The following is a 12580-nucleotide window of genomic DNA, read 5'->3' as shown; positions in this document are numbered from 1 at the left end:
CTACTGAGCCCGGGGTGACACGAAAACCACACGGTGCGCCTACCTGCCAGGAAGCCCGCGAAGCGCTATCGTCCTCGATCGTGCGGAGCGTGCGGAAGTGTTCGCGAACCGGGTGCGCCAACCCGGCGGTCGCGACGCTGACCTACGCCTACGCCGACTCGACCGCGGTCGTCGGCCCGCTCGCCACCTACTCCGAGCCGCACAGCTACGACCTCTGCGAGGAGCACGCGCTGCGCCTCACGGTCCCGCGCGGCTGGGAGGTCGTCCGGCACGACGGCGAGTTCGCCGCCCCCGAGCCCTCGGTCGACGACCTGACCGCGCTCGCCGAGGCCGTCCGCGAGGCGGGCCGCCCGGACCGGCCCATCGAGCCGCCCGAGCCGCAGGCCGCCGGGCGCCGCGGGCACCTGCGGGTTCTGCCGGACCCGGTCACCGAGTAATACCCCGACTCACCCACGCCTCAGGTGCTCGCCGGTAGGCTGCCGGGCAAATCCGCTGACCTCTCGGGGAGCACTGGTGCGTGACCTGTCCGGCGTCTTCAAGGCCTACGACATCCGCGGGATCGTGGGCGAGCAGCTCGACTCGGACCTCGTGCGCGACACCGGTGCGTCGTTCGCCCGCCAGGTCGGCGGGCCCGCCGTCGTCATCGGCCACGACATGCGGGCGTCCTCGCCCGGGCTCGCCAGCGCGTTCGCCGACGGCGTGCTGCAGGAGGGGCTCGACGTCGTCATGATCGGGCTCGCCAGCACGGACATGCTGTACTTCGCCTCCGGCAGCCTCAACCTGCCCGGCGCGATGTTCACCGCGAGCCACAACCCGGCCAGGTACAACGGCATCAAGCTGTGCCGGCCCGGCGCCGCGCCCGTCGGCCAGGACACGGGCCTCACCGAGATCCAGCGCGAGGTCGAGGCGGGCGTCCCGCCGACCGCCGGCAAGACCCCGGGCACGCTCGAGACCCGCGACCTGCTCGCCGGCTACGTCACCTACCTGCGCCGGCTGGTCGACCTCTCGTCGAGCCGGCCGCTCAAGGTCGTCGTCGACGCCGGCAACGGCATGGGCGGGCACACCGTGCCGGCCATGTTCGACGGGCTGCCCATCGACGTCGTGCCGATGTACTTCGAGCTCGACGGCACCTTTCCCAACCACGAGGCCAACCCGCTCGATCCCAAGAACATCGTCGACCTGCAGGCCAAGGTCCGCGAGGTCGGCGCGGACGCGGGCGTGGCGTTCGACGGCGACGCGGACCGCTGCTTCGTGGTCGACGAGCGGGGCGAGCCGGTGTCGCCGAGCGCCATCACCGCGCTGGTCGCCGCGCGCGAGCTGGCCAAGGACCCGGGCGGCACGGTGATCCACAACCTCATCACCTCGCACGCCGTGCCGGAGATCGTCGCCGAGCACGGCGGCAAGCCGGTCCGCACCCGCGTGGGGCACTCGTTCATCAAGGCCGAGATGGCCGCGACCGGCGCCATCTTCGGCGGCGAGCACTCCGCGCACTACTACTTCCGCGACTTCTGGAACGCCGACACCGGCATGCTGGCCGCACTGCACGTGCTGGCCGCGCTGGGCGAGCAGGACGGCCCGCTGTCGGAGCTGACCTCGGCCTACAGCCGCTACGCCGCGTCCGGCGAGATCAACTCGACGGTCGATGACCAGGCGGCCCGGATGGCCGCGGTGAAGGAGGCGTTCGCCGGCCGGGAAGGCGTGCGCTCCGACGAGACGGACGGGCTCACCGTCGAGCTGCCCGACGGCGGCTGGTTCAACCTGCGGCCGTCCAACACCGAACCCTTGCTGCGCCTGAACGTCGAGGCCGCCGACGACGCCGCGGTCGCCGCGCTGCGCGACGAGGTGCTGGCGATCGTTCGCGGCTGACACATCTGGCGGCTGACACATCTGGAGGAGAAACCATGGCAGTCGAGCTCGACCCGCAGCTGTTGGAGATCCTGGCGTGCCCGTCGGACGACCACGCGCCGTTGACGGTGGGCAGCCCCACCGACCCCGAGGCCGACGTGCTCACCTGCACGTCGTGCGGCCGGCAGTTCCCGGTCCAGGACGGCATCCCGGTGCTGCTCCTCGAGGAGGCCATCGAACCGCCCGACGGGACAGCCGACAAGTGAGTTCCGCCGTCGACGACACGCTGCTCGACGACCTCGGCCGGCTCAGCGAGGTCGACAGCGACGGCCTGCTGCACGCCGCGGCGCTGTCCGGCGCCCAGGTGCGGGCCACCGTCGAGGCCGCGCAGGAGGCCGGCATCGCCCGGCTCGCCGGCGCGCAGCCGCGGGCGCTGGTCCTCATCACCCGGCCGGGCCTGAGCCCCGCGGTCGCCAAGCTGCTGCTGGCGCTGCTCGGCAAGGCCTGCCCGGTGCCGGTGGTGCTCACCGACACCGCGCCGACCTGGCTCGGGCCGCTGGACGTGGTGATCGCGCACACCGACGACGCCGGTGACACCGAGCTCGCCGAGTCGATCGACCGGGCCCGCCGTTACGGCGCGGGGGTCGTGCTCACCGCGCCCGAGGACGGCCCGGTCGCGGCGGCCGCGGCCGGTCAGGCCGTGCTGATCACGCCGCGGGTGCCGGTGCCGCCCGGGTTCGGCTTCAGCCGGGCGCTGGCTGGCGGGCTCATCGCCGTCACCACGCTGGAGCTGCTGCGCACCGACCTGGGCATGGTCGCCGACGAGCTCGACCGCGAGGCCGAGCGCGGGCACATGCAGCACGAGTCGTTCGTCAACCCGGCCAAGTCACTGGCGCTGCGCCTCGCCGAGCGCACGCCGCTGCTGTGGGGCCTCGACGACGTGGCCACCAGCGTCGCGATCTTCGCCGCGCAGGTGCTGGGCACGCACACGGACCTGGTCTGCGACGTCGCGGCCTACCCGCAGGCCGCCAGCCGCACCGCGCTGCACCGCGCGGCCACCCGGGCCTCGGCGGTCCACGACATCTTCGCCGACCCCGACGACCTCGACCCGGCGCAGGTCTCGCCGCTGCGGGTGTTCCTGCTCGCGGTGAGCGCCGTCGCGACCGACCCGGTGCGCCGGCTCGCCGTCGACGCGTTCCCCACCGCCGACGTGCTCGCGCCGGCCGACGAGATCACCGCCGACGAGACCACCTACGCCGCAGTGCTCGCCCTGCGCTTCCAGCTGGCCGCGCTCTACCTGGGGCTCGCGGCCGGCACCACCGGCGGCACCACCCGCTACGCGCCGGCCAGGCCACGGGAGTGAGTGCCTGATGCAGCTGCTCAACAACCGGGTGCGCCCGTATGCGTGGGGGTCCCGCACCACGATCGCCGCGATGCTGGGCCGCCAGGTGCCCGCGCCGCACCCGGAGGCGGAGCTGTGGCTCGGCGCGCACCCCGGCGACCCGTCCGTGGTCGTGTCGGCGGACGGTACCGAGCGGTCGCTGCTCGAGCTCCTCGCCGAGGACCCCACCGGCCAGCTCGGCCCGGCGGTCGTCGGGCGCTGGGGGGACCGGCTGCCGTTCCTGCTGAAGGTGCTCGCGGCCGAGGAGCCGCTGTCGCTGCAGGCGCACCCGTCGGCGGTCCAGGCGGCGGAGGGCTACGCGCGGGAGGAGAAGGCCGGCATCGCGCGCGAGGCCGGCAACCGCAACTACCCCGACCCCACCGCCAAGCCCGAGCTGCTGTGCGCGCTCACCGAGTTCCACGCGCTGGCCGGGTTCCGCTCGCCGGACCGGACGGTGGAGTTCCTGCGTGCGATCGAGACGCCGGCGCTGGCCGGGTACGTCGACCTGCTCGCCGCGGAGCCGGACCGGGAGGGCCTGCGGGCGCTGTTCACGACGTGGATCACGCTGCCGCAGCCGGCGATCGACGCGTTGCTGCCGGACCTGCTCGACGCGTGTGTCGTGCACGTCAAGGAGCACGGCGAGTTCGAGCTGGAGTGCCGCACCGCCCTCGAGCTCGGCGAGCGGTACCCGGGTGACTCCGGGATGCTGGCCGCGCTGCTGCTCAACCGGCTCGTGCTGGCGCCGGGCGAGGCGATCTTCCTGCCGGCCGGCAACCTGCACGCCTACCTGCACGGCACCGCGGTCGAGGTGCTCGCCAACTCGGACAACGTGCTGCGCGGCGGGCTCACGCCCAAGCACGTGGACGTGCCGGAGCTGCTGCGGGTGCTGGACTTCGGGTTCGACGACATGAACGTCCGCACCGGCGAGCCCGTCGGCCCGCGCCGGGTGTACCGCACGCCCGCGCCCGAGTTCGAGCTGTCCCGGATCGAGTGGGCCGCGGCCGACCCGCGCGCCGAGGTGAAGCTCGAGGGCGGGGCGCCGCGGGTCATGATCTGCGTCGACGGCGGGGTCCGGGTGGCCGCGGTCGACGGTCAGGAGCTGTCGCTGGGGCGCGGGCAGTCGATGTGGCTGCCGGCGCTGGATCCCGATGTCGTGCTGTCACCACTGGGGGACTCGGCCGTGCGGTTGTTCGCCGCGACGGTGGGTAGTGAGACAGCCGGGGTGTCGAGTCTCTAGGCTCGGCATGCTTTTGCGACAAATCCGACTTTCGTAGGGAGTAGCCGTGGCTACAGGGGGCGGGACCAGGGCGATCCTCGCCGCGCTGGGGGCGAACGCGGGGATCGCGGTGGCCAAGTTCATCGGCTTCGCCATCACCGGGTCCTCGTCGATGCTGGCCGAGTCGGTGCACTCGGTGGCGGACACGTCGAACCAGGGCCTGCTGCTGCTCGGCCAGAAGACCTCGCGGCGCAAGGCCACGAGCGAGCACCCGTTCGGCTTCGGCCGCGACCGGTACTTCTACTCGTTCATCGTGGCCCTGATGCTGTTCACCCTCGGCTCGGCGTTCGCGATCTACGAGGCGATCCACAAGCTCCAGCACCCGGAGCCGCTGACGTCGCCGATCGTCGCGGTGATCATCCTCGTCGTGGCGATCGTCCTGGAGTCCTACAGCTTCCGCACGGCCATCGTGGAGTCCCGCAAGATCAAGGGCGACGTCTCGTGGTGGGGGTTCATCCGCCAGTCGCGCACGCCCGAGCTGCCGGTGGTGCTGCTCGAGGACGCGGGGGCGCTGCTCGGTCTCGTGTTCGCCCTGTTCGGCGTGGGCCTGTCGGTCATCACCGGCGACGCGGCCTGGGACGGCATCGGCACGCTCATGATCGGCCTCCTGCTCGGCGTGATCGCGATCATCCTCATCGTGGAGATGAAGAGCCTGCTCATCGGCGAGGGCGCCACCCCGCAGGAGCTCGCCGCGATCTCGTCGGCCGTCATGGGCGGCAGGGTGCGGCGGCTGATCCACATCCGCACGCAGTACCTCGGCCCGGAGGAGCTGCTGGTGGCGGCGAAGATCGCGCTGGAGCCGGGCCTGCCGCTGGCGGAGGTCGCCGCGGAGATCGACGCCGCCGAACGCCGGATCCGCGAGGCGGTCCCGGCGGCGCGGCTGATCTACCTGGAACCGGACCTGGACCGCACCCCGGCCGAGGACCACCCGGTGACTCCCGCCTGACCCGGCGCAGCCCAGGGCTGCTTCGCCTGGTGACCGACTTCGCCGGTGTTCGTCGTGCGGAGATGGGGTGCTGATCCCACTATGGTCTGAACTGGTCAGGCGTCGGAGTGAGGAGGCTGCCGTGCCCGGTAACGGTCTGTGGCGCACGAAGTCCGTCGAGCAGTCCATAGCGGACACCGATGAGCCGGGGTCCCGGCTGCGAAGGAACTTGAGCGCCTGGGACCTCACGGTGTTCGGCGTCGCGGTGGTCATCGGGGCCGGGATCTTCACGCTCACCGCGCGTACCGCGGGCGACCTGGCCGGGCCGTCGGTGTCGCTCTCGTTCGTGCTGGCCGCGATCGCCTGCGCGCTGGCCGCGCTGTGCTACGCCGAGTTCGCGTCGACGGTTCCCGTGGCGGGCAGCGCGTACACGTTCTCCTACGCCACGTTCGGCGAGCTCCTCGCGTGGATCATCGGCTGGGACCTCGTGCTCGAGTTCGCGGTCGGCTCGGCCGCGGTCGCCACCGGGTGGTCGGAGTACCTGCAGACGGTGCTGGGCTACCTGTTCGGCGGCGGCGTGAAGACGACGGTCGCCGTCGGCGGCCTCACGGTCAACTGGGGCGCGCTCGTGCTGATCGCCGCGCTGACCGTCCTGCTGGCCGTCGGCACCAAGCTGTCGGCGCGGGTCAGCATGGTGATCACCGGGATCAAGGTCGCCATCGTGCTGTTCGTGATCTTCTTCGGGCTCACCTTCGTCAAGGCCGCCAACTACCACCCCTACATCCCCCCGGGCGAGACCGGCGGCTCGGCGTCGACCGGCGTCGACCAGACCGTCTTCTCCTGGCTGGCAGGCGGGGCGAACAGCGCGTTCGGCGTGTTCGGGCTGCTCGCCGGCGCGTCGCTGGTGTTCTTCGCGTTCATCGGCTTCGACGTCGTCGCGACCACCGCCGAGGAGACGCGGGACCCCAAGCGCGCGGTGCCGCGCGGCATCCTCGGCTCGCTCGCGATCGTCACCGTGCTGTACGTGGCGGTCTCGCTCGTCGTGACCGGCATGGTGAAGTACACCGAGCTGGCGACCGGCAACGGCGAGGCCAAGACGCTCGCGACCGCGTTCGCGCTGAACGGCTCCGACTGGGCGGCCAACGTCGTCTCGGTCGGCGCGCTCGCCGGCCTGACGACCGTGGTGATGGTCCTGATGCTGGGCCAGATCCGGGTGTTGTTCGCGATGTCCCGGGACGGCCTGCTGCCGCGCGGCCTGTCGCGGACCGGCGAGCACGGCACCCCGGTCCGCGCGACGATCCTGGTCGGCGGCCTCGTCGCTGCCGCGGCCACCTTCTTCCCGGCCTCCAAGCTCGCGGAGATGGTGAACGTCGGCACGCTGTTCGCGTTCGTCCTCGTGTCGGGCGGGGTGATGGTGCTGCGCCGGACGCACCCGGACCTGCCGCGGGCGTTCCGGGTGCCGGCGCTGCCGGTGATCGGCGTGGCGGCGATCCTCGCGTGCCTGTGGCTGATGCTGAACCTGACGATCCTCACGTGGCTGCGGTTCTTCGTCTGGATGGTGATCGGCGTGGTCGTGTACTTCGCCTACGGCCGGCGGCATTCGTTGCTGGGCCTGCGCGGCGCGTCGTCGCCGCCGGTGCAGGGCGCGGCCCCCAAGGCCACGTCGCCTTGACCTTCCTCTGCCTGGACGTCGGCTCGACGTGGACCAAGGGCGTGCTGGTGTCCGGGTCCGGTGCGGTGCTCGGGGTGGCGCAGCACCGGACGACCCCGCCGGAGGTCCTCGACGGGGTCGCCGCGGTCACGTCCTCCCTGCCCGCGGCCACCGAGGTGCTGGCGTGCTCGTCGGCCGGCGGCGGCCTGCGGCTCGCCGTCGTCGGCCAGGAGCGGCTGGTCAGCGCCGAGGCCGGCTACCGGGTGGCGCTGTCGGCCGGGGCCAAGGTCGTGCACGTCACGACCGGCCGGCTGACCCCGGCGGCCGTGCGCGAGCTGCGTGCCGCGGCGCCGGACGTGCTGCTGCTCGTGGGCGGCACCGACGGCGGCGACGAGAAGGTGTTGCTGCACAACGCCTCCCGCCTCGCGGCGGCCCGCGTCGCCGTGCCGATCGTGCTGGCCGGCAACGCCGCCGCGCGGCCCGCCGCGCTCGCCGCGCTGGCCGGGACCGGTCGCCGGGTCGTGCCCGCGGCCAACGTCCTGCCCGACGTCGGTGAGCTGGCCCCCGGCCCGGCGCGGGCGGCGATCCGCGAGGTGTTCCTCCGGCACGTGATCGGCGGCAAGGGCCTGTCCCGCGGCCCGCGGTTGCGCCGGCTGGTGCGCACGGTGACCCCGGACGCCGTGCTGTCGGGCGTGTCCCGGCTGGCCGGAGTCCTTGCCGCGCGGGAGGAACAGCCGGGCGCGGTGCTCGTGGTGGACGTCGGCGGCGCGACGACGGACGTCTACTCCGCGGTGTCCACAGTGGACTCCTCGGTGCACGCGGTGGCGCTGCCGCCGGACCGCCGGACCGTCGAGGGCGACCTGGGCATGCGGGTGAGCGCCCCCGGCGTGGTGGCCGAGGCGGCGGCCGAACGCCTGGCGGACCCCGCCGGCCTGGAGGGGGCGGCGGCCCGCCGGCACGCCGACGTGGACCTCATCCCGTCCACAGTGGACGAGCAGCGGGCGGACCTGGAGCTCGCGTCGCTGGCGGTGATCCTCGCGGTCCGCCGGCACCTGCGGATGGTCGACGGCCAGCTGGGCCCGCACGGCGCGGGCATCCTGGTCCTGTCCGGCGGCGTCTTCCGGCACGCCCCCGACCTGACCGACCTCGAGGCACGCCTGCGCGAGCACCTGGGCCCGGTCCTGCGCAACGCGCTCGTGACGGTGGACCGGCAAGGCCTGCTGGGCCCGGCGGGCCTGCTGACCCAGGCAGCTCACCCCGACGTGGCCGACGCCGTGCTGGCCGGCCTGCCCGCGCCGGTGGACTCAGCGCGGTGACGGCAGCAGGGACTCGAACGAGCCGACCGTCGGCTCGGCCGGGTCCAGGCCGGCGGCCATCGCGATCGCGCGGTCCCACTCCGGGTCCGCCTGGTAGTTCCCGTGCCGCTGCACGCCCGGGGTCCAGCGCCGGCCGGGGATCGGGCCGGCCGCCGGGTCCGGCAGCCAGTGGTCCAGCCCCAGCACCAGCGCCCCGGTCGGCCCGCGGGTGGCCGCCGCCAGCGGGCCGGACGTGCCGTCCGCGCGGAAGCCCGTGCCGAGCAGGCTCGACCCGTACACCTGGTGGCCCCACGTGGTCACCGCGCCGCCGAGGGGATCCGTCCCGCGGCACAGCGAGCGCCACCGGGTCCCCAGCTCGCCGGCCAGCGTGCCCAGCGCCGCGAACGGCAGCACCGCGGGGAACGCCCGGCAGTACGCCCACTGCAGCTGCGACCCCACGGTCACCAGGCCGATCCGCCGCCGCTCCGGCTCGTTGAGCGAGTTCAGCAGGCGCGCCGCGGCAACGGCGACGAGCAGGCTCCCGTGCGAGTCACCGGTCAGCACGACCCGGGTGCCCGGCGTCCGCAGGTGCTCGACGGTCCGCGCGGCCAGCTCCGGCGCCACCTTCATGGCGTAGCACGGCGGCACGATCGGGTGCGCCTCGCGCGGCCAGAAGCTCGCGAGGTCGGTGATCACGCCCAGCTGCCGGCCCGCGGCCGGGGCGCGCGCCGCGTTGTAGACCGCCCGCAGTAGCGCGCCGGCCAGCACGCCCAGCGACACGACGCCGACCGCGGACAGCGGGTCCGTCCACGTCGGCAGCGCCACCCCGGAGACCCGCACGAACAACGCGACCGCCGCGCCCACGCACAGCACGAGGGCGCAGGCCAGCAGGATGTGGTGCAGGTGCGCCCGCCGCCACCGCGCCGCCCGCCACGCCCGCGCCGCCACCGGCAGGTCGCGCACGCTGTCCTCGTGCAGCAGCCGCACGGTCGCCTCGCCGTCGGTGAACCGGCCGGCCCGCAGCCGCATCAGCGTAAACAACGCCACCACCCCCGCGCCCGCCGCGGCCACCACGCCGAGCGCCGCGCTCGCCCCCCACAGCAGCTCCACCGGCCGGTACCCCTGGGGCAGCGTGCCGGACGCGCCGACCAGCTGCTGCACCGCGACCGCGAGCCCGACCCCGAAGCCGCCACCCAGCAGCGCGGCCACCGCCAGCACCGGCGCCGACATCCACCCGCCGGCCCACGGCCGCAGCTCCGGCGGCTGCCCGCGCCACTCCTGGCGGGCGATCACCGCGGCCGGCACCAGCAGCACGCCGAACAGCACCACCAGCGCGATCAGCGCCGCGGCCAGCGCCTCGACCGTCGAGTCCGTGCCCGACAGCGCCCCGGGCAGCGGGTTCTGCGCCGCCGCCGAGGCCGCCACGAGCACGCCACCCAGGCCCAGCAGCACCCGGCGGGTCACCGGCCCGAGCGCGGCCCGTAGCCAGCGGCCGGCGCGGACCGGATGCGCCCCGGTCGGGTCGTCGAGCAGCAGCACGCCCAGCAGGGCGACCACCAGCAGCGCCAGCGCGCCGGCCCACAGCACCGACAGTGCCCCGCCCGGCGCCGCGAAGGGCCCGCCGAGCGGCAGCAGCGCCACCGTCGCGAGCGCGGCCAGCAGGTGCAGCGCGCGCAGCGTCGGCGTGTCCGGGTCGGCGACGAGGTTGGTGCCGGGCAGCTGCACCCGCGCGTTCGGTGGGGTCTCCGGCGGGTTGCGGGGCGCGCTCGTCTCCCACGCCACGCAGGAGATGCGGAACAGTATGTAGATCAACAGGAGTACGGGCAGCAGCCCGATCAGCGGGCGCACGAGGTAGACCTCCCGCAGCCACTCCGGCACCGTGCGGGCCAGGCACGGCGAGCCGGGCGCGAGGCACTGCGCGGCGATCAGGTCCAGGCTCACCACCGCGGCCTGGGTGACGAGCAGCATCGTCAGCAGCACGGCCGCGAGCCGCAGCAGCGACCGGTTCACCAGCCCCAGCCGCCAGGCGAGCCGGTGCCCGGACGGCATCGGCGGCAGCATCCAGTGCGCGACGTTGGCCAGGGAGAACGGGAACAGCAGCGCCCACGCGGCCTTGACCGCGCCGCCCGAGGTCATCCCGCCCCAGACGTACCCCTCGACCACCCGCGGGACCGACTGCCCCTCGGCCCGCAGCATCGGCCCGGGCGCGGGCCGCAGCAGCCGGTCCGCGGGCTGCACGAGCCGGCCGACACCGTCGCCGGCGACGTCCACCGCGGCGACCGAGGAGACGAGTGACTCAGGCGTCGTGCCCATGAGCCCGTGGACGCGCAGCTCCACCACGCGGGTGTCCGGTCCAACGGCTATCACGGCCTTGTCCTCCGTCGCTTGATGGCCACTCGAGTCGATCAATTTCGGGTAACGGTAGTGTTCCCGCGAAGGCCTTGAGTTTGGAGGATGTACGGGATGACCGCAGTAAACAGCCAGGAAGCGACCGCGGCTCGGTTCGCCAGGAAGGTCGGCGACCTGGACTTCGCGGTGGCTGACCTCGCACTGGCCGAGTTCGGCCGCAAGGAGATTCGCCTCGCCGAGCACGAGATGCCCGGTCTGATGGCGCTTCGCCGTGAGTACGCCGAGGTCTACCCGCTGCGCGGGGCGCGGGTCTCGGGCTCGCTGCACATGACCGTGCAGACCGCCGTGCTGATCGAGACGCTGATCTCGCTCGGCGCCGAGGTGCGGTGGGCCTCCTGCAACATCTTCTCCACCCAGGACCACGCGGCGGCCGCGGTCGTCATCGGTCCGCACGGCACTCCCGAGGAGCCCCAGGGTGTCCCGGTGTTCGCCTGGAAGGGCGAGACGCTGGAGGAGTACTGGTGGTGCACCGAGCAGATGTTGACGTGGCCCGGCGGTGCCGCGCCGAACATGCTGCTCGACGACGGTGGCGACGCCACCCTGCTGGTCCACAAGGGAACCCAGTACGAGGCGGCCGGCGTCGTCCCGCAGGCGGAGGCGGACGACCCCGACGAGTGGAAGATCATCCTCGAGACGCTGCGCAACTCGCTCGCGGCGGACGAGAAGAAGTGGACCCGGACGGGCGCCGAGATCAAGGGCGTCACCGAGGAGACCACCACCGGCGTGCTGCGCCTGTACCAGCTGGCCGCCGCGGGTGACCTGCTGTTCCCGGCCATCAACGTCAACGACTCGGTCACCAAGTCCAAGTTCGACAACCGCTACGGCATCCGCCACTCGCTGGTGGACGGCATCAACCGCGGTACGGACGTCCTCATCGGCGGCAAGGTCGCGGTGGTCTGCGGCTACGGCGACGTGGGCAAGGGCTCGGCCGAGTCACTGCGCGGCCAGGGCGCGCGGGTCATCGTCACCGAGATCGACCCGATCTGTGCTCTCCAGGCCGCCATGGACGGCTACGACGTGCAGCGCCTCGAGGACGTGCTGCACAAGGCCGACCTCGTCATCACCACCACGGGCAACAAGAACGTGGTGATGGCCGAGCACATGGCCAAGATGAAGCACCAGGCCATCCTGGGCAACGTGGGCCACTTCGACAACGAGCTCGACATGGCCGGCCTCGCGCGGTACCCGGGTATCCACAAGATCAACATCAAGCCGCAGGTCGACGAGTGGGTGTTCCCGGACGGGCACTCGATCATCGTGCTGTCCGAGGGCCGCTTGATGAACCTGGGCAACGCCACCGGGCACCCGTCGTTCGTGATGTCGAACTCCTTCTCCAACCAGGTGATCGCGCAGATCGAGCTGTTCACCAAGAACGAGGAGTACGACAAGGAGGTGTACCGCCTGCCCAAGAAGCTGGACGAGAAGGTCGCGCGCATCCACCTGGAGGCGCTGGGCGGCCAGCTCACCAAGCTGACGAAGGATCAGGCCGAGTACATCGACGTCGACGTCGAGGGCCCGTACAAGTCGGAGCACTACCGCTACTGACGGTCTTTCGCGAGGAGCCGGTCCGCTGCGCGCGGGCCGGCTCCTCGGCGTTGCGGGTCGCCCGTGCGGGTCGCCCGAAAATGTCGGTGCGCACCGGTAGCGTTGAAACCGGGGGACCCCTGGGCCGTGCGAATGGGCCGTTCGCACGGAGTTCGCCCGATCGGGTGCGGACCGTGAGCGAATGCCTAGTGGATGGTCTCGCCGCGTTCGAGCATGCCGACGAACTTCTCGATCCGCCGCGCGCGGGTCTCCG

10 protein-coding genes are annotated in these 12580 nt (G+C 73.1%); 9 read left to right on the top strand and 1 reads right to left on the bottom strand.

What is annotated here, in order from left to right; genetic code table 11:
• The first annotated feature begins 80 nt into the window (after positions 1–80).
• The 8 genes from VGD70_RS18205 (at position 81) to VGD70_RS18170 (ending at position 8394) form a co-directional block, all read left to right on the top strand.
• On the top strand, positions 81–437 hold the full coding sequence (locus VGD70_RS18205) for a DUF3499 domain-containing protein (protein ID WP_331082792.1): 357 nt from the start codon (positions 81–83) through the stop codon (positions 435–437).
• Positions 438–513: 76 nt separating this feature from the next.
• Positions 514–1866, top strand: a complete 1353-nt coding sequence (locus VGD70_RS18200; protein ID WP_331082790.1) for a phosphomannomutase/phosphoglucomutase — start codon at positions 514–516, stop codon at positions 1864–1866.
• Between the two features lie 35 nt (positions 1867–1901).
• A complete protein-coding gene (locus tag VGD70_RS18195) occupies positions 1902–2111 on the top strand; it encodes a Trm112 family protein (RefSeq protein WP_331082788.1) in 210 nt (69 codons plus the stop codon).
• Positions 2108–3208, top strand: coding sequence for a hypothetical protein (locus tag VGD70_RS18190; protein ID WP_331082786.1), 1101 nt, complete (start codon positions 2108–2110; stop codon positions 3206–3208). Before VGD70_RS18195 ends, VGD70_RS18190 begins: the two co-directional genes overlap by 4 nt.
• Positions 3209–3215: 7 nt before the next feature.
• A complete protein-coding gene (gene manA / locus VGD70_RS18185; RefSeq protein WP_331082784.1) occupies positions 3216–4463 on the top strand; it encodes a mannose-6-phosphate isomerase, class I in 1248 nt (415 codons plus the stop codon).
• 46 nt (positions 4464–4509) lie between these two features.
• On the top strand, positions 4510–5448 hold the full coding sequence (locus tag VGD70_RS18180) for a cation diffusion facilitator family transporter (RefSeq protein ID WP_331082782.1): 939 nt from the start codon (positions 4510–4512) through the stop codon (positions 5446–5448).
• Positions 5449–5569: 121 nt separating this feature from the next.
• Positions 5570–7099: an amino acid permease gene (locus VGD70_RS18175; protein ID WP_331082780.1), complete on the top strand. Its 1530-nt coding sequence runs from the start codon at positions 5570–5572 to the stop codon at positions 7097–7099.
• Positions 7096–8394 carry a glutamate mutase L gene (locus VGD70_RS18170; RefSeq protein ID WP_331082778.1) on the top strand — a complete coding sequence of 433 codons (1299 nt, stop codon included), beginning with the start codon at positions 7096–7098 and terminating at the stop codon, positions 8392–8394. The genes VGD70_RS18175 and VGD70_RS18170 overlap by 4 nt, the downstream gene beginning before the upstream one ends.
• Here VGD70_RS18170 and VGD70_RS18165 read toward each other — a convergent pair.
• Positions 8383–10740, bottom strand: coding sequence for a hypothetical protein (locus VGD70_RS18165; protein WP_331082775.1), 2358 nt, complete (start codon positions 10738–10740; stop codon positions 8383–8385). The genes VGD70_RS18170 and VGD70_RS18165 overlap by 12 nt on opposite strands.
• 96 nt (positions 10741–10836) lie before the next feature.
• Between VGD70_RS18165 and ahcY the strand changes: the two genes are divergently transcribed.
• Positions 10837–12327: an adenosylhomocysteinase gene (ahcY, locus tag VGD70_RS18160; protein ID WP_331082773.1), complete on the top strand. Its 1491-nt coding sequence runs from the start codon at positions 10837–10839 to the stop codon at positions 12325–12327.
• The last annotated feature ends 253 nt before the right edge of the window (positions 12328–12580 follow it).

The organism is Actinophytocola sp. (assembly GCF_036402745.1).
Taxonomy (GTDB): Bacteria; Actinomycetota; Actinomycetes; order Mycobacteriales; family Pseudonocardiaceae; genus Actinophytocola.
This window is presented reverse-complemented; position numbering and strand designations above follow the sequence as displayed.

Coding starts and splice junctions, on each gene's coding strand:
- VGD70_RS18195 (WP_331082788.1), top strand. CDS start 1,902: ATGGCAGTCGAGCTCGACCCGCAGCTGTTGGAGATCCTGGCGTGCCCG.
- manA (WP_331082784.1), top strand. CDS start 3,216: ATGCAGCTGCTCAACAACCGGGTGCGCCCGTATGCGTGGGGGTCCCGC.
- ahcY (WP_331082773.1), top strand. CDS start 10,837: ATGACCGCAGTAAACAGCCAGGAAGCGACCGCGGCTCGGTTCGCCAGG.